The organism is Bradyrhizobium sp. BR 1432 (genome assembly GCF_051547705.1).
GTDB lineage: Bacteria > Pseudomonadota > Alphaproteobacteria > Rhizobiales > Xanthobacteraceae > Bradyrhizobium > Bradyrhizobium zhanjiangense.
Map to the genome: position 1 here is coordinate 924202 of NZ_JBPUGF010000003.1, position 21274 is coordinate 945475.

Below are 21274 nucleotides of genomic sequence, written 5' to 3' on the forward strand. Positions count from 1 at the left end.
GGCGTTCAATGTCGAAATTGGAGATTCGCATGAAACATCGTTTACTCATGGCTGCCGCCGCCGCTGCGGTCTTGGCGAGCTTCGGCGCTTCGACGGACGCCGTCGCACAGGATCGTTATTGCCTTCAGGGCCGTATTTGGGGCTATCCCGGCAATTGTCAATTTGCGAGTTATGCTCAGTGCATGGCGAGCGCATCTGGAACGAACGCCTATTGCGGGGTCAATCCGCGTTATTATGCACGCCGTTATAGAGGATACCGCTAGGCTGCTTTTCGAAGCTGTGGCTGTCCTAACTGAATCACGCCACTAAGCCGAGCCGCATCATGAACCCGGAGCGATGCCTTACGGCCGTTGTCTTCTCCGGCGGTCTGGGCCTTGGTGCCCATCATGGTGGAGTGTTCGAAGCCTTGACCGGTCTCGCGCTGTCGATCGTCTGGGTGAGGGGTTCATCGGCGGGCGCGATCGCGGCCGCGCTGATAGCGGGAAGCTCAAATGCCGATCGACTGCGGAATTTGCGCAGTCGTGGGCATGCCGCCCGTCATCTGAGTTCTATGCACGACCGGAATAGTATTCTTGAGCTACGTCAACAGATGACCAACTGAGGGCGGGATCATGCCTTAGGGTCAAACCTAGTTGCGGGAGTGCTGCCGCCTCGGCTAAGTAGCCCAAGCCGTCGTTCCAGCTCTTCCTTTTTGGCAATGATCCTCCCCGCGAGAACGTCATTGACCATTGTGTGGAGTCGCCACAGCTCGTCTACAGACATGCTCTGAAGCCACTCCCGTTCCATGAAGCCCTCGACTCGCGTAGCAGCCTTAGCTTGGAGTGACCAGACCGGGCCGGCAACGAGACGCCGGTTGAAGGTGGAAGGTTATCTACATTTCCGGCGTTGGCTTCGCTTCTACGAAGCTGACCGACTCGATCTTCACCGAGAGCGGCACATTGCAGCTTTTTCGGCAACTAGGTCCCTGGGCATTCAATGGGAAATTTGGACCAAGTACGAACGGTGCCAGACCAAACATAAGAACAGTAGGAGAAACTAGGATAATAACACTGAGAAGGTCCGGCTCGCCGAGCTCGCTCGCGTATTGCACTAACGTTGGCCGGCTTGAGGCGCGTTAAGACACCCCCGGGCGGTTTCGCACCTCCACCCGTAAATTTTCCAATATCGATCGCGTTGAGCTCATTCGATCATTTCGAAATGAGATCGTCGAAACCGAAGGAATGGACTGAGGCAGAGCGGAAGCGACTTGCCTGGCTAGCGCGTCGTCAGGTCGTGTCGGAGATAGCGGCGGCGCTAGGTCGGCACACCGGATCCGTGAGGCGAATGGCGCGCGCAATGGGGCTTATTCTGAAAAAATAATATTGCCTACCTTCCAGGCTCATCCCTTGCGCTCCCGCAAGAAACGATGAACCGCATCGGCCGCCGCACGACGATCTGCATTCTCGTCCTGGTGATCGAGGCGGTGGTTTGGCAATTGGCCAACCGAGGGTGCTTACGCGCCCTTTGGTCGTCGCCCTTTGATTGTGATGGTCAGAGGAGCGACCATGGTGGTGGACTGGCACCATAGGCAAGCAGCATTGAGAAGCAGCTCGATCAGCTAAGAAAGGATCTTGCCCCCCTTGTGTCAGCAGGAATGAAGCTCGGCGAGCGCGAGGGAACGCTCGGCGAGTTGCGTTCGAGCGGCGTGCGCGACTTGATCGCCTTCTGTCAGGACTATCGCTGTGGCCACAGGGTGAAGCTTTCGGCCATGGTCGTTGACGAGTGGTCGGACGATATTGTCGTAACTCGAGCCGCGGTTCATCTGTGGCGTGTGACCAGCGCGGCGCCATCCTGCGCGCCGGCAGCGATGGGACCATGATGGCAGTTGGACGGCCCCGGCCCAGGTAGAGAGGAATGTCGTAGGCCGGGGCCGCTGGAGGTTGCCTGGTCCTTACGCTAGCAAGGGCCAAGCGAGAACGAGCCTATTCCCAGGTCACCGTATTCCTCTGTTCGCTTCAGCACTGTTCCGATTAGGAACTTGCCCTATCGGCTAGGATTCGTAAGTGGTGCCTATCTGCGTTTCATGCGTATGGCGTACGAGCTCTGCGGCCACTGCTGCGAAGCAAGCACGACGGCTATCGGATGCTGGTCATCCGGGAGAACGAGCGCGTGCGCTTGCTCTCTCGCAACGGTACCGACTGGACGAAGCGCTACCCCTGAATTGCTGAGGCCGCCCGGAAGAACCGGCAGAAGTGCTTTGTGATCGACGACGGGGCCGTGATCCTTGGGGTGGGCGGCATCAGCGGCTTCAACGCGCTCCACAGCCGGCAACCCGACCACGAGGTGCAACTCCACGCCTTCGATATCCTCGTCATAGGCGGCGATGATTTGCGGTCCCTCGCCCTCCACATGCTCAAAGCAAACTTGGAGCAGCTATTGGCGCGGCGGCCGGACGGGATCGGCGTGGCCCCTTTCGAACGAGGCGAGATGGGGTCTGACCTATTTCGGGCGGCCTGCCCCATGGGACTTGAGGGTTTGGTCTCCAATCATCGCGATCGGCCGTACCGCGGCGGTCGGCAGAAGCACGGGATCACGGTGAACAGCCGAGGCCATCCCGCGATGACACGCGAGCTCTGACGATGACGGCCCCGGCCATGGGGTGGAGTGGGAGGCCGGGGCCGTTGGGGTGCTTGGACCTTGGGGAGGATCAAGCAGCTCCGAGCTTACTCACGGTCGAAGCGCCGTTATGTTCGTTTCCGGACATTGTCAGTACTCTTCCGGAGAGCACCGGTTTCGCGCTTGCGGCCCGCCAACGTGAAAAGCTAAAACGGCCTTAGTTCATCTTCTGGCGTAGCCGTCTGATGATCTCGCGCAGGTTGGCAGCGTACTCTTCAATAACCCGACGCGCCTCGTCCAGGGGCGACGACTTGTCTTCCTTGCACTCGGTCCGTTTTTCGGGGTCAGGCATGGCCTGATGGACTGTCGCAGAGGGGGCATCGCTTGAGCCAGATCAAGAGAACGGCGCCCAGCTGAGGCGGCCTTGAGCAAGGCGGACCCGGTGTGCCCAGGAGGCCTGGCCCATAGCCTCAGCAACGGCTGCACCGCCGTTCGGCTACCAGCCCCTTAAGTGTCAAAGAGAACATTCGTTCCTTCGGGAAATTTGAACACTTTCCAAATTCAACTTAGGACACCGGGGCTTAAACACGAACGGTACTTGGACGATGCGCAAGAACATTTCGTGAAACGAGAACAATGGGGCCTGCCAGGGTGAACCAGACAGGCCGCCCAACTGGGCGGGCCTACTCGGGCTCGAACGTCTCGATTTTGGTCGCGCCTTCCCAGAGCTCTACAGCGTGCCCGTCAACAAGCTGCTTGGCTCTTTCCCTCGCGGCTGCCTCGTCATGCACATCGAGGTCAATCCGCAGCTCGATGTGTCCATCGGCACCAATTATGTTAGCTCGATATACGCTCATGATCTTCTTCCAAAACAGCCGTTCCGAAGCCGGAACTAGCTTAGAGCCGATCTAGACTCGCGTCACCATGGGATATTCACTTCGGGGACTGGGACGCGATCTTTGAGCTTTCTCCGCCATCGCCAGCCACTGTTCCCCCAGCTTTAGCCAAGCCTCCTTATCGGCCGGGCTTGTGGCCTTCTCTGCCTCATCGAGGCAGTCCTTCGCTTGGCGGAAGTATCTCGCGGCGGCGTCGCTCATTGCCGAATAATCTGCCCGCTTGAAGAAGGTGCCAACGAAAGCCGCAGGCGCCGATCTGGAACAGCGCCTGCGGCCGGTGCCACGACGTTCCGCACGATCGGCGGGGCACGCCAAATTTGCTAGCACAGAGGCCCGCCAGCGTGAACCGGCGGGCACGTGTCGCACACCTGTGGCATGGCCGTTGCACAGTTGAGACCGACTGGGCACTCAGTTTGAGAAGAAAACGTTGCCGGGACAGGACGCAAATAGCGTCAGCATGCATCTCGACGGGACGGCCTGGAAGCTCTCGGGGATTGGGCGACCGCGAAGGCTGTGATCTCCTCTTCGGCCTATTACCTTGGATCGAAATGCATCCTGGCATTCGTGTGGATGCGAGGGTGCCGACGGCGCTGCCTTAAACCCGGTCGATTGCGATAAGGGGCTGTCAACAAAAACTGGAAAATGGCGCGGGCAGCCATGTATTGCGCCCCAGGCCGGCTGCGCTCATTTCCCGCCAACAGAAGATTCCCGCATTGATCTGAGACAGACCACCGCCAAGTGCGGCCGCGCCTGCTGATGGAGAATTCGAAGAGAGCAAAATCGCCAGACGTCATGACGCGACTAGCCTCAAAAAGCTTCTGGAATGGACAGCAAAAATGACAAATTTGACAGAACAACTTTCGTCTACAGCACGAGTTCCGAAGCAGGCTTGAGCGCCTCGAGCTGTCCCATCTGGCGCTCAAAACCTCCGTTGATTATCTGTATGAAGCGCGATCGCTTCTTCCCGCTGAGCGCGCAAATCCTGGCATCTTCAATTCATCACTTAGCTTCTGTAAACGGCAAATGCCCTCTCCTACCAACAAGATCGCGCTCTTCATCGACGGGGCCAATCTCTACGCGACGGCGAAAACTCTGGGCTTCGACATCGATTACAAGCGCCTGCTGAAGGAGTTTCAGAGCCGCGGAACGCTGCTTCGGGCGTTCTACTACACCGCGATCATCGAGGATCAGGAATACTCCTCGATTCGCCCGCTGATCAACTGGCTGGACTACAACGGCTACACCGTCGTCACCAAGGCGACCAAGGAATTCATCGACGCCTCCGGCCGCCGCAAGGTCAAGGGCAACATGGACGTCGAGCTTACGGTCGACGCCATGGAGCTCGCCGAGCATATCGACCAGATGGTGCTGTTCTCGGGTGACGGCGACTTCCGCTCCCTGGTCGAGGCCGTCCAGCGCCGCGGCGTGCGGGTCACCGTGGTCTCCACCATCGCCAGCCAGCCACCGATGATCGCCGACGAGCTGCGCCGCCAGGCCGACGTCTTCACCGACCTCGTCGAGCTGCAATCCAAGCTCGGCCGCGACCCGTCCGAACGCCCCGCCCCGCGCGATCGCGAGCCGCGGGGCCGTCCGCCGAAGTTGTTACAAGAGCCGAAAGGGAATGACCCACCGGAGTGAATCGGTCTCGCTGCGTCGGGTCATATGGGCGGTGGATTAGGGCGGGTCTCTTGATTGCGAGCTCCTCAAGCGGGCTCTAGCTGGGATAAAGGCGTACGCGCGAACTTCCTCCCTCCGAGGAACGACTAACGGGTAGGCGCCACTGGACAGGCCCCGGGAAGCTGTTGGCGATGTTCAAGGCGCGTTCTTCGTCCGTTTCGAGAGCTATTTTCTGGGCGAGCATGACGTCGCCCTCGACCAAGCCGCCCAGCGGGACGAAACACCACCCGGTTCCGAGCCGCCCGTATTCGTCGATCTCGTTGACGTTACCGAACGTCCCCCGCCGGATGCGGTATCGCTTCCCGGTATCGCATCCTACGACGTCGAAGTAGCCCTTCGCATCGAACTCGACCCTTTGCTGGGGCGAAAGCCAAGAACGCAGCAGTCGCAGCGCACGAGCCTGAATCGTTTTCTCGTCCTTAGCTGCTTGATAGAGCCTACCAACAGCCAGGCTTCGAAGCGGCCACCGGCCGACGCGACCAATCTTTCTCCTCACTTGATATCACCCGCCGACGAGCCGCGGGAAGAACAACGTCTCTTCGGCGGTCGGATCGAAAGTGGTGATCCTGGTTACCTCGCCCGGCCCGTTCCGCACCGCCGCGATATACCCTTTGCCTGTAAATCTCCGAAAAAGCTTCTCGGCTTCTGCCAAGGCATCTGCACTGGAGTTGTCGAAGAAGTGCCGGCTGTCGCCGCTGTGATCCATCACGATTTGCGTTGCCATGCTGAGGCTCCCGATTGCACCTCAGAAAGAATGTGGAAGCCGAGAGCTCGTTCCTAACTTCTCAAAGACGCCCGTGAGACTTTCCATCGCGCTGCCTCATCGGCGCGGGACAGTGTATCCGCCTGATAAGGCCTGCCGGACGATCGCTTCTAATCATTGCTCGATTGAATGTCGAAATCTGCGATCTCGCGGCAGCGTGGGCGGAGTGGCTCTGGGCTCTCGAATCGAACGGCTAGGTACTGCCGCGCAGCTTGCAGCATTAGATTGAAAGCTTGTTCACCCCTCAAGCCTGGATTCCAATAATCAACGTGTTCCCAAGATGATCAACTGCCAGCTGCACCTTATCCGCTCTCTCATCGCAAGCAGACGAAACATCTCCAGGGCTTGACGTTTGCAAAGGGCCTTGCCGCGGCTGAGAGCCGCGAAAGCGCAGTTCATTTCACGTCGGAACGGCGATTTCACAAATGAGCCCTTCCGCGCGCCAGTCAAACCGCGTTTTGCCACCTAGTTGGCCGATCGTTCCTTCGATGAGGCGACTACCAAATCCCATGCGTTCGGGCGCATTTACCTTCGGACCGCTCAATTCGGTCCAGCGGAGCGCTAGTTGCCCATCCTCACTGCGCGACCACGTCAACCTAATCTGGCCGTTAGCGTCAGATAGCGCTCCATACTTGGAGGCATTGGTCGCTAGCTCGTGTAAGACCACAGCAATCGCCTGCGCAATGGTGGGTTCTAATACTATTTGCAGACCCTCCATCCGAACCTGCGTGTCGTGGCATTCATCGAGATAAGGGGCCAGCTCCTGCTTGGCGATCGCTGAGATTTCGGCTCCTATCCAACGCGTTTCAACAAACAGGGAGTGAACATTTGCCATCGCTTGGATGCGGCCGCTGATCACTTCCTTGAGGCTTTCGGAGGTATCAGACTGAGAAAGATTAATGATCGCCTGTACGTTCGAGAGGATATTCTTGCTTCGGTGCTCCGCCTCGCGAGCCAAAACGCTAATCTGCTCCTGAGCTCGTTTCTGCTCGGTAATATCTCGAGCAATCTTTGAAGCGCCAACGATGTTGCCGACGGCATCTTTGACAGGAGAAACGGTCAGCGAGACGATGATTGAGCTACCATCCCTACGTCGCCGAACAGTCTCAAAATGGTCGATGCGGTCACCTCGGCGGATGCGGGTTAAAATCTCACGCTCTTCGCTTTGCCGATCCTGCGGGATCACAAGTGTAATGGGCTGACCGATCGCCTCCGAGGCTGAGTAGCCGAAGATGCGTTCAGCCGCCTTGTTCCAGCTTGTAATAATGCCATCTAAATTCTTGCTAACGATCGCGTCGTCGCTCGATTCAACTATGGAGGCCAGCAGATTGGCCAAGAGCTCGGCACGTTCCAGAGCCGGCTCCCTGACGAGAGGCTTGCTTTGAAGTTCCGCTTCGTCTTTACGCATCACTGAGAACCTCCAAAATCCAAATGCTGCAGTGCCGTTGGCGGGTCCAATCATAGCACCAAACGCGAGGGCCGCGACGAGTCCCTTGAGGCTTCGGACGCCGGCCGCCGAATGCGCGGCGACTCTCGCAAGCGGCGTGTAGCGCCTCAACCTAATACCCGATCAGCCGAGGCGAACTCGATCGCATTCACCAGAGCCGACGCCAAGAGGGAACGAATCGGCCAGGACGCGTTGAATCCGCATGTGTGCCGTAGCGTTGCGTCAGCCTCGTTCGGGAGTATCGCGCGTCGCGGGAGCGCGCAAAGCTGCTATTCCAGGTTACATCGAACCATGTGATCCCACGTTGCGCGAGAAACCACCGCGCGACGAAGGTTGGGTCTATGAGATCAAGGCCGACGGCTACCGCGCGCAGCTGCACCTCCACGACGGCGAAGTCAAAGTCTACTCCCGCACGGGTTACGATTGGACCGAGCAGTTCTCGTCAATTGCCAACGCCGCGCACCAGTTGAAAGCAAACAGCGCGATCATCGACGGCGAGGCTGTGGTTTACGGCAGCGGTGGATTGCCGGACTTTCAGCAGCTCCGGCGCGAGCTCGGCAAGAAGCGCAGCGAGCGTGTGCGCTACCACGCATTCGATCTGCTCTACCTCGATGGCTACGATCTGCGTCCCGTTGCGTATGAGGATCGCAAGCGTTTGCTGCAAGGCCTGCTCAAGCACGCACCTGAGACCTTCCTCTATGTCGAAAGCCTGGAAGCCGACGGCGACCAAATCTTTCAGAACGGGTGCAAGCTGGGCCTGGAAGGGGTCATCGCCAAGCGGCTTGGTCAGCCCTACCGTTCGGGCCGGCAGGAGACCTGGATCAAGCTCAAATGCAAGAAGAGCGAAACCTTTCCAATCGTGGCGTTCGTGGAGAAGCTTGGGGCTCACCCCCGCAAGGTCGCTTCGCTCTACGTGGGTCGCCGTGAACACGGCAAGCTGCGCTATGCTGGCAAGGTCCGCACCGGATACACGGAGGCCACCGCGCGTGAGCTACGCGAGCGGCTGGATCCGCTGATCCGGCGGACGTCGCCGCTGGACGTCCGGATCAAAAAGCCGAAAGCCACCTGGGTCGAACCGAAGGTAAACGCTGAGGTCGAATATGGCGCGTTGACGGACGACGGCCTGCTACGCGAGGCCGTGTTCAAGGGACTTCGCGACGACCTCAACGTCAGGAACGTCAAGGCGCCACGGCTGGTCCCCTCGGCCGCCGGACGGCCGAAGCTTGGAATCCCCAAGGAAAACATCCTCCAACTGCTGCCCGACGCAGTCGTCCCCTCGAAGGAAGAACTCGCGAAGTACTGGAAGCGCGTGTGGAGGAAGGCGCTTCCCCACCTCGGCAATCGTCCGCTCAAGCTCGTCCGCCACGTGCACGGCACCACCTTTTACCACAAGGGGCCACTGCCGAAGGACATCCCGCACGCTGTGCACCAGCTCCGACTCCGAAAGCGCGAAGGCGGCCAAGGCACACGCCTGTGGTTCGACAGTCTCGACGGCTTGCTCGGTCTTGTCGAGATTGGCGCCGTCGAGCTGCACCCGTGGAATTCCACCGTGGATGACTTCGAGCACGCCGACCGCATCGTGATCGATCTCGATCCAGGAGATGACGTGGAGTGGGAGACGATCGCCGACACCGCTCTTCAGCTCCGCGCGCTGATGGAGCGTGAAGGATTCGACACCTGGCCGAAGGCGACCGGAGGCAAGGGCATCCATTTGATGGCCCCGCTGGATCAGCCCATGCTGCACGACCAGGCGCACCGCATCGCGCGAGGGCTCGTCTCGGACTTCGCAACGCGCAACCCCGCCCGCTACATCCTCTCAGCACAGTCCAAGCGCAGCGGCCGGATCTTCCTCGATTACTTGCGGAACGGACGCGGCACCACCGCCATCGGTGCCTACTCACCGCGGGCGCGAGATGGCTTTCCAGTGGCCGCGCCCGTCAGCTGGACACGCATCGAGAGCGGCATCAGGCCGGATGCCTTTACGATGGACAATCCATTCCACGCGAAGCGGAGGTAATGGCTTGAGCGGAACGCACAGAACGGCAAGATCTGGGAGTATCCGGTCGACGAGTAAGACGTGCGCACGTTCGCCGACAGCTCGGTATGGTTCGCCGCCGCGTACAAACGCGACCGCGACAACCTCGCCAAGTCCATACTGCTCAGCATCGATGGTGTACTCTCACGGATCAAGTGCTGACTCAGACCTCGCAACTGCCCAGGGCCCGGCGGCAGGGGTCGCAGAACGTTATGGAGCCTGTTACGGCGAGCGCCTCGAAACGGCTTGGAAAATATCGGAAGCATATCCGACTGAGGAGCTGTCGCTCGTTGACCGCACAAGCTTCGCGGTGATGCCATCATGCCTTCGCGCTTTCAAACGGGGCAGGCAAGTAGGGACCGCGGAATAGCCGGTCCCAACTCAAGACGGCTTTCTGCCGCAACCAACAGCCGCCGCAAGATACGGAGGATCGCATGACCGGTTCAGCACGGACACACTTGCAGACACTACAAGCTCGTCAGGAGAATAAGAGCCGCGAGTGGTTTCATTGGTTCGCTTGTGAATGCGGCCGTCTTGCCGGGAAACCTGTCGCGTTCATTCTCGCATCCGCGGCTATTGTGCTCTGGGCCGTTACCGGACCGATCTTCGGCTACAGCGATACTTGGCAGCTCGTCATTAATACGGGCACGACCATCATTACCTTTCTGATGGTTTTCCTGATCCAGCATTCCCAAAACAGGGACACGCTCGCCCTGCAGGTCAAGTTGAGCGAGCTCGATTCTCGCCGTGGAGGGCGCCCGCAACAAGATCGCGGCCGCAGAAGAATTCGATCAGGATCAGCTTGAGAGGATCAAACACTCTCAAGACAAACCTGCGAGCAGCGGCGGAGCCGCCGACCGCAAGTGACGGACTAGGGGATTGAACAGCGACGGGACCTGATCGGCTCAGTCTGCGGTGCTCGGAGCGGCTGATCCGAACCCTATGCAAGCGGATCGCCCATCCGTAGCCCGTACATTGATTGGCTTACCCGTCTATCGGGATTAGGCTCTCCGTTATGGACCTGCGGCTCATCCGGCGGCACTTGGTGCAGCGGAGCGGCAAGTCGCTCTGAGCCGACAAGCATATTGCCCGCCGAGTGGGAATCATCGATCAATTGGAGCGCATGGGGCATCCGACCTGCTGGCGCTGGAAGTCCTGCAGATCTATCGCATTCTCCGCGCAGCTCGTGCTGCGTATCGCGATTTCATTCGCCGGAGAGCTCAACGAGACGGCCTCGCTGGTGCGGAGCCGGTAGCCACCTTCGGCGCCTTGGTCTGCTCGCTGCCTCACGCGGCTCGTTCGTGGGCTACATACTCCACTGTCACCTTCGCGAGGTTGGCATCGATCCAGGCCGCCATGCGCTCTTCTTCCTTCAGCGAAGTCTCTAGGGGCGCCCGGGCTGAGTCCATGCCGCCCGCCGGGCACAGCGTTAGCAGCGACTTGTACGCGGCGATCTAGAAGTGCTCGAACGCGTTATTGGCGAATGTGTTCTTCAATACCTCGTCGCCAGCCATGGAGTGCGCCATCGCCACGGCATTGGCAGCGAGCGGACTGGGCGGTGTCCTTGAGCGTGGAAGTGCTCTCTCCGCAAGCCTCGAGACACTGCTCCAGCCGCTTCGACTGTTCGTTGGTCTCCTGAAGGTGAGCCGCGACCTTGCCTTCACCTCCGGGTATTCGTCCAGCCGTTAGGACTGCCTCTCCATCATTTCACGAGCCTGGATCTCCATCGCATGCTCAAGCCAACCACAAAGATGTGGCGCGCCCCGTCTGTGTCATCTGTCTCTCCATCGTGCCTAGTTTGAATCCAATCGTCGAACTCAGCCGGCAAGAACAGGACGCGAAGATCAATGTTCCTATTCCTAAGCAGGGTGCGCGGTTTAACCGCGCCGTATCACAATCTCCTTGTTCGGTCGCGCCGAATCTTTCGGCGCTCTAGGAACAATCCAGAACGCCTGCCGTTCGGGAGTGATCTTCCTCCCGACACCCGAGGCCTTTCATGTATCACCATGTCAAGAAGCTCATGTTCACCGTCCGCGTCGATGAGCCGGACCCCCGCTTCGGCAACATGCTTCTCGAACAATTCGGCGGGGCGAATGGCGAGCTCGCGGCGGCAATGCAATATTCGATACAAGGCCTCAACTGCGAAGATCCGGATCGCAAGGACCTTCTGATGGACATCGGGACAGAAGAGCTGAGCCATTTGGAGGTCGTCGGCACCCTTGCCCGCATGCACCTCAAGCCTTCGAAGTTCGACCGTCAGGCGGCGGAGGCCGACCCTCTGATTGCGATCGCCGGAGGCGGCGGGGTGAACCTATTCAATTCCCAAGGCAACGCCTGGACCGCCGACTACCTGAAGATCACCGGCGAGCTCGACGTCGACCTGCGCAGCAACATCGCCGCCGAAGCGCGGGCCAAGATCGTCTATGAGCGGTTGATCAACTTCTCCGACGACGCAGGCACCAGGGATGCGCTCCAGTTCTTGATGACGCGGGAAATCACGCACATAAAGGCCTTCGCGCTCGCGCTCGAGAGCATGGAGAAGCCAGCCTTCACCATTGGCCGGATCGCGCCAACACCCGGCCTTGTCAATCAATTCTTCAATGACTCCACCGGCACGGGCGAACATGGCGAAATCGATACCCGCGGCCCTTGGAACGAGGGTGGCGACTGGGTTTTCACGGAATCGCCCGCCATCCAGGCCGGAGAGCCGAGTCCGGCGACCGCCATTGTCACGGAAAGCTCCTCGCCGGTGGATGAAAATGGTCTCGGCGATCTGCTGCTTGATGAGCTCCGCGATATTCTGCACGCGGAGAAGCAACTGACGAAAGCGCTTCCCAAGATGGCGGAAGCGGCACGGTTCGACCAGTTGCGGGAGCTCTTTGAGCAGCATCTCGCCGAGACCGAGAGCCAGATCGAGCGCATCAATGAATGCTTTGAGCTCCTTGGCAAGTCTGCCCGAGCCAAGCCGTGCAAAGGCATGATGGGTCTGGTCGAAGAAGGCCAGGAGATCATCGCCGAAGGCGAGGAGAAAGAAGACGCGGCTGCCGACCTCGCGCTGATCGGTGCCGCACAGCGGGTGGAGCACTATGAGATCGCCGGCTACACCACTGCGCGCAATCTCGCTCAGCAGCTTCGCCACAGCGCCGTCGTTGCCTTGTTGTCAAAGTCCCTGGCCGAGGAGGAGAACGCGGACCAGTTGCTCAACCAGGTGGCTCGATCGTTGATGTCTGTCGCAAAGATGCCCGCGGCTATCGAACAGGCCGAGTAACTCTCGGTCTTATGGTCGGAGTGCTAGCGGCCATCTGCTCAGCCCGTATCCACCTCCGTGAGCCGTGGGGGTCCGCAAGCTCGTGCCTGTGTCCGAATCCCGAATGGCTTCGGCCAAAGCTCTCAGTGCACGCTCTTCCCTTCAGGTTCCAGAATTAACCCGCCACCGCGACATCAAGCTTAATGCGAAGCTTTGATTGCGGACGCGCGCCAGAGCGCTACCTTTTGCGTGCCGGACATTGCCCTTCGTCCGGATCCCCCAGTGGCGAAGCCGTCGCGCCATCATATTCGGAGCGGCGGCTTCGCTTAATTGCAGGCCACTCGCGAGAGCTTCAACTGAAGAGGCAGTCAGACCGAGAAATTCTGGACCTCATTGAGGTGCGTCAACAGCTGACGGCGTTGCGTTCGCAACACTCGAACAATCTTCAAATCGCCTCGCTGTTGAACCGCTTTCTCGTCAAGATAGCTTTTCTGACGGAGCCTGATGACCTCGCGCACGAGCAGCATCTCCGATCGGAATTTGAAAGAACGTTGGCAAAGGTCACAGAGATTAGTGCACGGACCAAATCCGGCTGATCCGGCGCATCCCTTTCACCATCACCGCCCGCGTTTCCTACTCTGCCATGCCCCTAATTCCACCCGCTGATCCGGCGCCAGAAACTGGAGCCGCACCGGGAATGCCCTGCTCGCGATCGAAGAAGGCGCGGACAGCGCGCGTGTATCGACCGCCCATCAAGCCGTCGATGTTTGGGAAGCCCCGTCCTTCGAGCAAGGTAACGACGGCCCGCCGATAGGTGTATTTGCGGGCCCTAAAAGGGCGTGGCTCAGCGACCGTTCGTCGGTGAATGAAGTTGCTCAAGAGTGACTGTCGATCCCCTGACGCCCTTGGCGAACACTTCCGGAAAAATCTGGCGCTTCACACGCGTCGCGGCATCATCGGGACGGCCGCCACGCCGGCGGCCGGCAAATTCGAAAGCCCATTGACAAGCAGGTTACGCGAATCTGCTAACTATCATGTTTTTGGGAGATTTGACGTGAGGCTATACCGCGCTTAAGCAACAGTATGTTTCCCAGGGGGCGAGCATTGGGTTTGCTAGATAATAAATTGTGCCGTCGTCGCAAACACAGGCGAGGCGAGCGCCTCTTAAGCTCTTACTTCCGGCGGCTGCTCGCGGATTACGTGGAATATCATCGCGCTCCCTGGAATTGCGCGATGCACGTCGTTGGCATCCTGTCCTTGTTTCTGGCTACTAGTCTTCCTCTCGATCTGTGGTTCATCACGGTATTGGGGATCCAAATCAACATGGCGTTTATCGCGCTCGTGCCGGTGCTGATCTTTTGGCTCGTGCTCGATCTCGAACTTGGCGTAATGATCCTAGGCATCGTGATTGCATTGCTTGCAGTCACGACCATGATCCTCAACCATCTGACGACCGTCGGAATGTGGTCGCTTACAGCTGTCCTGACCGTGATCGGCGTTTTGTCCCTGATCATTGGTCATTTCGTGTTCGAGCGGCGGCGGCCGGCGATGGTCGACAATCCTACCCATCTGCTGGTCGGACCGATGTTTGTGATGGCGAAGTTGATTGTCGCGCTGGGCTTTCGGCCCGATCTCCGCACCATCGTCAGCAAGCCTCGCCAAGCGTCTCCCCGGTAACAGGGCTTTGTTGCCACTTCGCTCCGGCGAGCCATCCGCCGCATCTCCCCACGGCTTCGTGAAGACGCGACATCGGATGAGACGCCGCGGATCAATGCAGGTGATTGTCCCTCGCGAGCTACGTTTTGATGGCTATCTTGTGGATTCGAGATCCAAGCCTACGTAACTTGAGCACCATGATCTTTAAAGTGTTCAAGCTGGAATTTTCCTCCCACCGCGCGGACACTGTTCGCTCCCCGGCCGCCAATTCGCCCGCCTTCAGTTGAAGGAACCTGCGACAGCAAGCCTTTACGAGCTCAGCTGCCTGCGCAGAGCGTCGCGCTCTTCGAACAATTCGCGAAGCCTTTGAGCATTGTCGGATTGTATCCCCTGCCACTCGATGCGATCTTCTGCGGTCCACAAGTAAGACTTGCGATTGAACCGAGCTTTCTCAGCCTTATCAAATTCTGTGTACAGTTCGATATCGCACTCAACTTGGCGTAGTTGTTCCTGGAGAGTTCTTAGCATCAGCCGCTCCTTCGGCTTTGCCTCTAGTCCGCTTCGAGCTTGCACGCCATCGCTTTGCTGCCCGTTTTTGTGCCGTTGATCCAGTTTACTGCCGGCACATCGACAACGGCGTCTCCACCATCCTTTGACCTGACTGTCTTGTAAGTGGCGATATCCAAGCCTACGGAACACTTGAGTATTAAGCTCTTTCAAGCCACAAAACACGGCTGCGCAAGGCGGCGATATATCTGGGCCTAAACAATTTGATTTTGTTGAAAGGCCATAAGCTGGATGCCAGCGGCACCGAGTACAACGGCAAGCACGTAGCGCGTTGTCTTGTCGGAGAGCCAGCGAAGACCAACTGTGGTTCCGATCATTGCCCCGACAAAAGCGCCTAGGGCGTATAGCCAGGTCTGCGGTGAAGGCAATTGTCCGACGTGAATTGCGCCGACTAGCCCAATTGCGGAATTCACCCAAATGAAGGGAGCGGATAAGGCTGCGGCCTGTTTGGGTGACGCCCATCGCAATGCGACCAGGATAGGCGCGAGAAAAACGCCACCGCCGACGCCAGTGACGCCTGAAACGAAGCCGACGCCAGCGCCTATTGCAATCGCGCACCATGACGGCGCGACGGGGTCTGGAAGTCTTCCTTCGCTCGCCCGAGCAACAAAACGGCAGCGGCTATTAGAAGGACGGCACCGGTGATAACATCATAAATTTGTTGGGGTAGGACTGTAAGACCTCCGATTAAGGCAGTTGGCACCGAGGCGATTACAAGCGGTGTCAGCTTCTTCCAATCAACATAGCCACCGCGATTAAAGACCCACGTTGAATACGTCGCAGCAACGATGTTGAGCAACAATGCCGTCGGGCGCATCTGAGTTGATGGAAATGACGAAAACGCCATCAGGGCGAGAAACGCTGTACCCCCTGCTTGGCCAACTGTTGCGTAAAGAAGGGAAATGATAGCAAAGAAGATTGTGAGCATTGTAATCGTCGCTTCAAAGTGTCCGCAATGGCGGATGCGGCATGCCCTCCATACTGATGCATTCGCGGGTATGTCAGAGAGCCTGCCATCAAGAAAGCTGCAAGGCGCCGAAAAGCAGTCGAAATGATCCGATTCGCCTCGGTCCCTACATCTACTGTGCCCAAGAACCGGGTCGAACGGGCTTCGATCTGATAAAGCATAGGCCGGCCATCGCGCGCTACAACAAACATGCTGCAACGTTCGTTCAGCCTTTGTCTATCTGGCTCTGGCTGGCGACGCGTCAATCGAATGCATGCCCTGGTTTTGAGGAACGTCACAACACCATGCGTCAACGTGACGGCTTTGCACCCCATCAGAATTGATAGTTCTCCAGGATGACGGCCTGCTGAGATTATCTTCCTCCTCAAGGTATTCATGCGAGTGCCAAATACAGCATCGCGCAGATTGGCCCAAAGCGGAGGCGCGATGCCCTCTTCGCGGCGTCGGCCTATAGGCGCAGCCACACGCACAATCCACCTTAGTACCCCACGCGCCTGGCGACCGCATCTTATCCCAGTGCACCGTCTTGTTATGAAAAGATCTGATGATGTCCCGGCCCGCTGGCCGAGAGTGGCCTGCTCCACATTATATCGCCCAGAGCCCGCTTACACCGATCCTCGCAGAAGAAACCGGATTCGGCGTGTGGGCGTCGGCTTCGAGCAAACTCGTGTTCATCACGAAAAGATGGCAACATCGTCTATCCTCTGGATATAAGTGCCTTTGTCTCACTTTTAGCCTCGGCTGGAAGAAGGCGCCCCGCCCGATGAGATCGGGCGGGGCGTTGGCGGTGCGAGGCTTACTCGCCGGTCTTGCGCGGCCGGGACCAGAGCAGGTTGTAGCCTTCGCCGGCTTCATCGTCGAACAGGTTCGCATAGATCGGCGCGTTGAACGAGGGATCATCGAGCTTGAGCGAGAGGTAGTCGCGGCCTTCCTCGGAGCGCTTGGACCAGGCCGCTCCGATTTCTGCCCGGCCTACATAGACGCGGTGGCTGGGAGCGTTCTCGTTTGAGCGGTTGGCCTCGGCGACGATGCGGACGCCTCTGGCCTGCAGGCTCAGCGTGACGATCTCACCCTGGAAATCGTTGCCGACCTTTTTGAAAGTTCCGATGCTAGCCATGTCACTTCTCCTTGAGTTGTTTCGAGCCCGCGACCACCGCGGCCTCGATGGCGATCTGACGGCCGAAGACGATCGGCAACGCACCCGCTCTTTCGCGGGCCGGAGCGAAGCGGAGGACGCCGGCGGGGAGACTTTCTTGTCTCGCGAGGAATGGGCGTAGCCCAGGGGAAGAAAGTCTCAACCGGCGGCGTTGCGGCTCAGACGATCGAGGCGCAGCCGGTCTTCGGCCAGATCAAGCCAACGAGGCGAGGTGCGTCCGAGCGCTGAACACAGACTTAAGCGGAAGAAGATGTGGCAGAGCTCGTTCTGCAAAACAAGAAGGCGATCGGCTTCGAGGTAGAGAAAGAAAGCGCCTGCGGGGAACGGCGACATTATCGCTGAATAGAAGCCCGACCGAGCCTTTCCCGTTGCCCCCGACTGGGCCGAATGAGGCCGACACAGCACTAGACCAGCGCAACAAAGGCCGCTGTATTCCGGCAAATTAGCCATGTGAGCCTGGGCACCAGGGAAAGGGAAGTAATCCCAGACATAGCGGCCAGAGGCTATTCCTCACCTCCCTCATCCGTCAGAGCCATTGAGGCCGAATCGGTCGTCCTGGTTGGCTCGCCAACCGGCCCGGTAAGAACAGCGATCTGCATCCAAGCTTTGCTGGCGATGCAGATCGCGCCGACGCTTGCGAACGCCTCACGCCAGAACGGCGACGACACGCTGATCTCTGACAACGAGAGAGTCACATGGTAACCAGCCATTCCCGCCGGAATGGCAAAGACCGCGCCAATCAAGCCGCGCAGCATGACCAGCCGTGTCATAGAATGGGCGAATTGAATAATGGCAAGCGTCAAGGCGGAACTGACGATGGCGGCAGTGAGCGCACCAGTAATGCCGCCGCCGCGAGCCAATGCCATTGCAGCGGCATTGATGGCGGCAAAAAATGGGAGGGCGTATACTGCGAGAGCAACGGTCAGCCAGAATAGCAGACCGAGCCCAACGAAATTAAGGGCAAGTCCAAGGGCAAGCACGGCGGTGGCCCCGCTTTAAAAGGAGTCGCAACTGCGCCTTCCACCACCACCACAGCGCAACTTATTGTATAGAACCAAAAGATGATGAAATCGAGATGCACACTTCCTGGCCCGATTTTCCGGCGCAGAGAGAGAGAGAGAGAGAGAGAGAGAGAGAGAGAGAGATTTGGCCGCACCAAAACGATTTTGATTTGGATTCGGCCAAGACGACGCTTGCGAGCAATTTTTGCCGAACTCCCGGGCCGGAATAGCCTTCCGGAGGTTTGCTGAGTTGGACGCTCGTTTCAAATTTGCCATGCTCTGCTGCTCGCAAAGTGGTGGTCTGCCTCCGTCAAGCGCAGGCAACGAGGTGGAGTCCAAACGGATGTCCGGCCATCCAGGAATAAGCTCACACACCATGGTGAGCCAAAGATGCAATTACCGATCGAGATAGCCAGGCACTTGCTCGCCGGCAATGATTGCGAGCCGAACTCTGCCAGCATCTAGTCGCATTCGCGTTGTGCGGCGCTCCTGCAGGCAGGAACGCAAAGCGCGCGACTACTCCCTTGGCCAGCCACCCTGAATACCGGTCAAGCCACAATGACTTAGGATGGTAGAGATCAGCTGCGAGCTTGGCCTGTCAGACCGCGAACTCAAGCCAGCTTCCCGATTTCTCCCTCACTCAGATCTGATTACTAGAAGCATAAGGCTTCATTTGCGAACTCAGTGTGGTTGCGCCTCGCCTCGGCCGATGAACTCCAATACCAACTCAGCCTGATTGATCTCACGTGAGATGCGCTCCAAGATCCGGATCGTAGATGCGCGCGTCCACGTGAGGCCCACTCGTTCACACGCAACGTTCAGGTGATGCATCACCTGTTCGTGGGTGGGAGCCGCCCGATTCTGAAGCGCGCTAATTGTTAACGATGCGAGCACGTGCTCGACTACACTTTCTTCGGCTTCGATCAATTCTGGTCGTCTCTCCTCATAGCAGCTCTCCTCTGACATGAATTATCGACAAAAGTGTGTGCACTCCGAGCAATTTGCCCAAATGGACGCGTACGTTGTCGATTTGAAAGTGCGTATCATGCAGCGATGCACTGCGTCGCGAGCCGCAGAGATGCCGCCCCACACCTAGACGAATAAATCGAGATCGCGCGAATCATCCGCCCTGTTTTCGACCAGTGGCTGCTCAAGTTGGTCAGAGGAGGAGAACAATCAGAAATCGTCACACGAATTTGAATCTTGATCGTTTCTGTGCGCACGGTGCTGTTCTGCGTGTTGGGCCAACTTCTCGTATTCATCGGCCACCTTCAGGAGTCTGTCTCTAGGTCTGCCAGGTGGGAGCGCATCCGCTTTTGTCCGCGTTGCTTGTGCACGACCTCGCCAGAGCTGTGAATCGTAGATTGGTCTATATGGCGTCATGTGAAGAGGATGCAATCCAAAGATCAAGATAGTACGACGGCCGACCTCCGTATCGTTACGTAGGCTTACGGATCAGAAAGCTTCTCGCGTCGAAAGACGCGCGCGGGATGCAGCGGCTACTCCTCAGTGCAAACTGATAAGCCGCTTGCGTGGACATAGAGGATCACCGATTTCGTCGCGTTTAGTGCCCGTTCTGCCGTTCGTCTTTCGCCGGAATAGATCGTGCGGACGATAACGCAAATCGCATGCCAGCTCGTAAAGCTTACATACGAGGTTGTGACGTTAGGTTTGCGTTCGCAAGCACTTGCGTGCGGTTGTCGCACATGTTGTTTGTCGCAAAGGCGACGTTCGCCTGACGTCTGGAATCCGCCAAAGTGTCTCCGAACACGATACGGGCAGGTTACTGCTTACGTCTGCGAGCCTTGTATTGGAGAAGAGCATATGCGGTTCAATGTCAAACGTCTGACGAATCTGTTGCCCTTGCTTTTGGCTGCAAGCGTGAGCACGACTGCGAAAGCCGACGAGCCCTCGGCGAAATACGTGGAGGTGCTAAGTGCCTTGCAGGCCGGCAAGGAAGTCAAGCTCATACTAGATCTAAATCGCTGTACGACCGTTGATGGCGGCCAGCCCGGACCGGCCGTGCAAGGCGGCCTGATTATCAGCGCCTTCAGGGTGAGCGCGCAGAATGGCATCAGCTTCGCCAATGCGCATCAAACCTTAGACAGCTCAGGACACCCAATTACCGAATACATCCGCCACAGTCTCAGCCGCGAAGGCAAGCTCAAGGTAAGGGCCTCAAAGCTGGCCGTTGGGGCGGCCGAAGCCGTGAACCAGGGTGAATTTGTCTGCGAGCTGCCAGAGGGCGCGAAGTTCGTCTGGTAAGCGCAAGAAGCGCCTGCGAGCGGCCGAGCTGCCATTTCGGTATCGGCCGCCGGGGTTCTGTCAGCAAAGAAGCGCCGCAAAAGATCGCGACCGGCACGATCTCAGAGAGATTAGCTGACCACGGCAGATGAGAATGTGGCGTGCAGCTCGACTTGCTCGTTCGGCGTCAAATGCCGCTGCTCGTCACAGTGCAGAGACGCGAAGAGCCTCACCATCGCGAAGGCCACTGTGGAGAACAGCTGATAAACGAAACTCAATTTGCGCTCGAGTTAAACTTCGCGTTGTCGCTATTTGGCCGAGCGCGACGGGTTCAACCTAAGGAAGTTAAGGTCGGAATGAAAAAACTTTGGCTTATATCTGCGATCGTCCTCGCCCTCGCGGCGGCGGTGCCCTTTTTCGTCTACGTCGCAAGACAGGCTGCGCAACATCGCGATGCCGAAGCGCTCGCAGCCGAACCATCAAGTCCTTGCGGCGGTGACCCGTATGGATGTGTAGATTTTGCTCCGGATCCTGTTGGTCCGTATATTTGCAACCGTTACCCAGAGGCGTGCCGACGCTAGGCACCAGTTACGCAAAATGCTGTGGCCAGAGCGTCGCAGGGCCGTCTTGCGAGTGCGTCCTTTACTGGATCGCGCAAGGTGTCATGCAAGACGTTCCCTGATTCTAGCGGGGCTCACGACGTGGGTGGGGAACTCTCTCTGCGAGCACTGCTGGTCGAAGCCGACCTCACCCGCTCCAAGTCGTGAAGGAATGGGATTAATCACTCATCGCTATGGCAGGAAGTGATTTGCTGATTCGATCGCAGCAGCAATTACTGCACGAGCGCAGGTAAAGCGCACAGCCCTCCGCTTCGGAGGGGTGCAGCGCCTCTCATGGGCGCGGACCTTCTGGCCAGCGTAACGGCGAGCTATTTGCGACGGCTAATCTGAGGTTAACATGAAGTGCTAAGGCGAAGTCGCGCGGGTTAGCTTCCCAATAGCCAGCAACCTGAATGCGTTTCGA

The 21274-nt window shown here is 58.3% G+C and carries 21 protein-coding genes; 10 read left to right on the forward strand and 11 right to left on the reverse strand.

The annotated features are described in order from the left end of the window. Window positions 1-29 precede the first annotated feature (29 nt). From ACSKB8_RS04415 to ACSKB8_RS04430, 4 genes are all read left to right on the forward strand, one after another. Window positions 30-263, forward strand: a complete 234-nt coding sequence (locus ACSKB8_RS04415) for a DUF3551 domain-containing protein (protein ID WP_438102768.1) — start codon at window positions 30-32, stop codon at window positions 261-263. Between the two features lie 59 nt (window positions 264-322). After that, window positions 323-601 (forward strand): patatin-like phospholipase family protein, encoded by a 279-nt coding sequence (locus ACSKB8_RS04420; protein WP_438102770.1) that lies wholly within the window; start codon window positions 323-325, stop codon window positions 599-601. Window positions 602-1633: 1032 nt separating this feature from the next. Next, on the forward strand, window positions 1634-1858 hold the full coding sequence (locus tag ACSKB8_RS04425; RefSeq protein WP_438102772.1) for a hypothetical protein: 225 nt from the start codon (window positions 1634-1636) through the stop codon (window positions 1856-1858). Between the two features lie 380 nt (window positions 1859-2238). Next, window positions 2239-2616 (forward strand): hypothetical protein, encoded by a 378-nt coding sequence (locus ACSKB8_RS04430; RefSeq protein ID WP_438102774.1) that lies wholly within the window; start codon window positions 2239-2241, stop codon window positions 2614-2616. Between the two features lie 196 nt (window positions 2617-2812). Here the strand turns inward: ACSKB8_RS04430 and ACSKB8_RS04435 are convergent, their stop codons facing one another. After that, window positions 2813-2947: a hypothetical protein gene (locus tag ACSKB8_RS04435; protein WP_438102775.1), complete on the reverse strand. Its 135-nt coding sequence runs from the start codon at window positions 2945-2947 to the stop codon at window positions 2813-2815. A gap of 1567 nt (window positions 2948-4514) precedes the next feature. Between ACSKB8_RS04435 and ACSKB8_RS04440 the strand changes: the two genes are divergently transcribed. Continuing rightward, window positions 4515-5129: a LabA-like NYN domain-containing protein gene (locus ACSKB8_RS04440; RefSeq protein ID WP_438102777.1), complete on the forward strand. Its 615-nt coding sequence runs from the start codon at window positions 4515-4517 to the stop codon at window positions 5127-5129. A 76-nt stretch (window positions 5130-5205) separates the two neighbouring features. On the opposite strand, the gene ACSKB8_RS04445 is transcribed toward ACSKB8_RS04440, so the two are convergent. The 3 genes from ACSKB8_RS04445 to ACSKB8_RS04455 all read right to left on the reverse strand — a co-directional run bounded on the left by ACSKB8_RS04445 (window position 5206) and on the right by ACSKB8_RS04455 (window position 7339). After that, complete coding sequence (locus ACSKB8_RS04445; protein ID WP_438102778.1) at window positions 5206-5664, reverse strand: hypothetical protein; 459 nt, start codon at window positions 5662-5664, stop codon at window positions 5206-5208. A 6-nt stretch (window positions 5665-5670) separates the two neighbouring features. Continuing rightward, window positions 5671-5892, reverse strand: coding sequence for a hypothetical protein (locus tag ACSKB8_RS04450; protein WP_438102780.1), 222 nt, complete (start codon window positions 5890-5892; stop codon window positions 5671-5673). 439 nt (window positions 5893-6331) lie between these two features. After that, on the reverse strand, window positions 6332-7339 hold the full coding sequence (locus ACSKB8_RS04455) for a PAS domain S-box protein (protein ID WP_438102782.1): 1008 nt from the start codon (window positions 7337-7339) through the stop codon (window positions 6332-6334). 241 nt (window positions 7340-7580) lie between these two features. On the opposite strand from ACSKB8_RS04455, the gene ligD reads away from it, so the two are divergent. Together ligD and ACSKB8_RS04465 are read left to right on the forward strand one after the other, a co-directional pair. Further along, window positions 7581-9395, forward strand: coding sequence for a DNA ligase D (ligD, locus tag ACSKB8_RS04460; RefSeq protein WP_438102784.1), 1815 nt, complete (start codon window positions 7581-7583; stop codon window positions 9393-9395). A 452-nt stretch (window positions 9396-9847) separates the two neighbouring features. Next, a complete protein-coding gene (locus tag ACSKB8_RS04465) occupies window positions 9848-10219 on the forward strand; it encodes a low affinity iron permease family protein (protein WP_438102786.1) in 372 nt (123 codons plus the stop codon). A gap of 480 nt (window positions 10220-10699) precedes the next feature. Here the strand turns inward: ACSKB8_RS04465 and ACSKB8_RS04470 are convergent, their stop codons facing one another. Together ACSKB8_RS04470 and ACSKB8_RS04475 are read right to left on the reverse strand one after the other, a co-directional pair. After that, a complete protein-coding gene (locus ACSKB8_RS04470; protein WP_438102788.1) occupies window positions 10700-10822 on the reverse strand; it encodes a hypothetical protein in 123 nt (40 codons plus the stop codon). Between the two features lie 64 nt (window positions 10823-10886). Then, window positions 10887-11087, reverse strand: coding sequence for a DUF892 family protein (locus ACSKB8_RS04475; RefSeq protein WP_438110388.1), 201 nt, complete (start codon window positions 11085-11087; stop codon window positions 10887-10889). Between the two features lie 322 nt (window positions 11088-11409). Here ACSKB8_RS04475 and ACSKB8_RS04480 point away from each other — a divergent pair, with 322 nt between their 5' ends. Continuing rightward, window positions 11410-12681, forward strand: coding sequence for a DUF892 family protein (locus tag ACSKB8_RS04480; RefSeq protein ID WP_438102790.1), 1272 nt, complete (start codon window positions 11410-11412; stop codon window positions 12679-12681). 1104 nt (window positions 12682-13785) lie between these two features. After that, complete coding sequence (locus ACSKB8_RS04485; RefSeq protein WP_438110390.1) at window positions 13786-14337, forward strand: DUF962 domain-containing protein; 552 nt, start codon at window positions 13786-13788, stop codon at window positions 14335-14337. Window positions 14338-15077: 740 nt separating this feature from the next. On the opposite strand, the gene ACSKB8_RS04490 is transcribed toward ACSKB8_RS04485, so the two are convergent. The 5 genes from ACSKB8_RS04490 to ACSKB8_RS04510 all read right to left on the reverse strand — a co-directional run bounded on the left by ACSKB8_RS04490 (window position 15078) and on the right by ACSKB8_RS04510 (window position 17986). Continuing rightward, window positions 15078-15434 (reverse strand): TSUP family transporter, encoded by a 357-nt coding sequence (locus ACSKB8_RS04490; RefSeq protein WP_438110392.1) that lies wholly within the window; start codon window positions 15432-15434, stop codon window positions 15078-15080. After that, window positions 15425-15811, reverse strand: a complete 387-nt coding sequence (locus ACSKB8_RS04495; protein ID WP_438102791.1) for a TSUP family transporter — start codon at window positions 15809-15811, stop codon at window positions 15425-15427. Before ACSKB8_RS04495 ends, ACSKB8_RS04490 begins: the two co-directional genes overlap by 10 nt. Before the next feature lie 835 nt (window positions 15812-16646). Beyond that, window positions 16647-16967, reverse strand: a complete 321-nt coding sequence (locus ACSKB8_RS04500; RefSeq protein ID WP_438102793.1) for a DUF736 domain-containing protein — start codon at window positions 16965-16967, stop codon at window positions 16647-16649. Between the two features lie 177 nt (window positions 16968-17144). Beyond that, window positions 17145-17339, reverse strand: coding sequence for a hypothetical protein (locus tag ACSKB8_RS04505; RefSeq protein WP_438102795.1), 195 nt, complete (start codon window positions 17337-17339; stop codon window positions 17145-17147). Between the two features lie 170 nt (window positions 17340-17509). Continuing rightward, window positions 17510-17986, reverse strand: a complete 477-nt coding sequence (locus ACSKB8_RS04510) for a hypothetical protein (protein ID WP_438102796.1) — start codon at window positions 17984-17986, stop codon at window positions 17510-17512. A 1845-nt stretch (window positions 17987-19831) separates the two neighbouring features. Here ACSKB8_RS04510 and ACSKB8_RS04515 point away from each other — a divergent pair. Continuing rightward, the gene (locus tag ACSKB8_RS04515; protein ID WP_438102798.1) at window positions 19832-20272 is read left to right on the forward strand and encodes a VirK family protein; all 441 of its coding nucleotides are present in this window, start codon (window positions 19832-19834) and stop codon (window positions 20270-20272) included. The last annotated feature ends 1002 nt before the right edge of the window (window positions 20273-21274 follow it).

Coding starts and splice junctions, on each gene's coding strand:
- ACSKB8_RS04415 (WP_438102768.1), top strand. CDS start 30: ATGAAACATCGTTTACTCATGGCTGCCGCCGCCGCTGCGGTCTTGGCG.
- ACSKB8_RS04420 (WP_438102770.1), top strand. CDS start 323: ATGAACCCGGAGCGATGCCTTACGGCCGTTGTCTTCTCCGGCGGTCTG.
- ACSKB8_RS04425 (WP_438102772.1), top strand. CDS start 1,634: ATGAAGCTCGGCGAGCGCGAGGGAACGCTCGGCGAGTTGCGTTCGAGC.
- ACSKB8_RS04435 (WP_438102775.1), bottom strand. CDS start 2,947: ATGCCTGACCCCGAAAAACGGACCGAGTGCAAGGAAGACAAGTCGTCG.
- ACSKB8_RS04440 (WP_438102777.1), top strand. CDS start 4,515: ATGCCCTCTCCTACCAACAAGATCGCGCTCTTCATCGACGGGGCCAAT.
- ACSKB8_RS04450 (WP_438102780.1), bottom strand. CDS start 5,892: ATGGCAACGCAAATCGTGATGGATCACAGCGGCGACAGCCGGCACTTC.
- ACSKB8_RS04455 (WP_438102782.1), bottom strand. CDS start 7,339: ATGCGTAAAGACGAAGCGGAACTTCAAAGCAAGCCTCTCGTCAGGGAG.
- ligD (WP_438102784.1), top strand. CDS start 7,581: ATGTGTGCCGTAGCGTTGCGTCAGCCTCGTTCGGGAGTATCGCGCGTC.
- ACSKB8_RS04465 (WP_438102786.1), top strand. CDS start 9,848: ATGACCGGTTCAGCACGGACACACTTGCAGACACTACAAGCTCGTCAG.
- ACSKB8_RS04470 (WP_438102788.1), bottom strand. CDS start 10,822: ATGGACTCAGCCCGGGCGCCCCTAGAGACTTCGCTGAAGGAAGAAGAG.
- ACSKB8_RS04480 (WP_438102790.1), top strand. CDS start 11,410: ATGTATCACCATGTCAAGAAGCTCATGTTCACCGTCCGCGTCGATGAG.
- ACSKB8_RS04495 (WP_438102791.1), bottom strand. CDS start 15,811: ATGCTCACAATCTTCTTTGCTATCATTTCCCTTCTTTACGCAACAGTT.
- ACSKB8_RS04500 (WP_438102793.1), bottom strand. CDS start 16,967: ATGGCTAGCATCGGAACTTTCAAAAAGGTCGGCAACGATTTCCAGGGT.
- ACSKB8_RS04505 (WP_438102795.1), bottom strand. CDS start 17,339: ATGTCGCCGTTCCCCGCAGGCGCTTTCTTTCTCTACCTCGAAGCCGAT.
- ACSKB8_RS04515 (WP_438102798.1), top strand. CDS start 19,832: ATGCGGTTCAATGTCAAACGTCTGACGAATCTGTTGCCCTTGCTTTTG.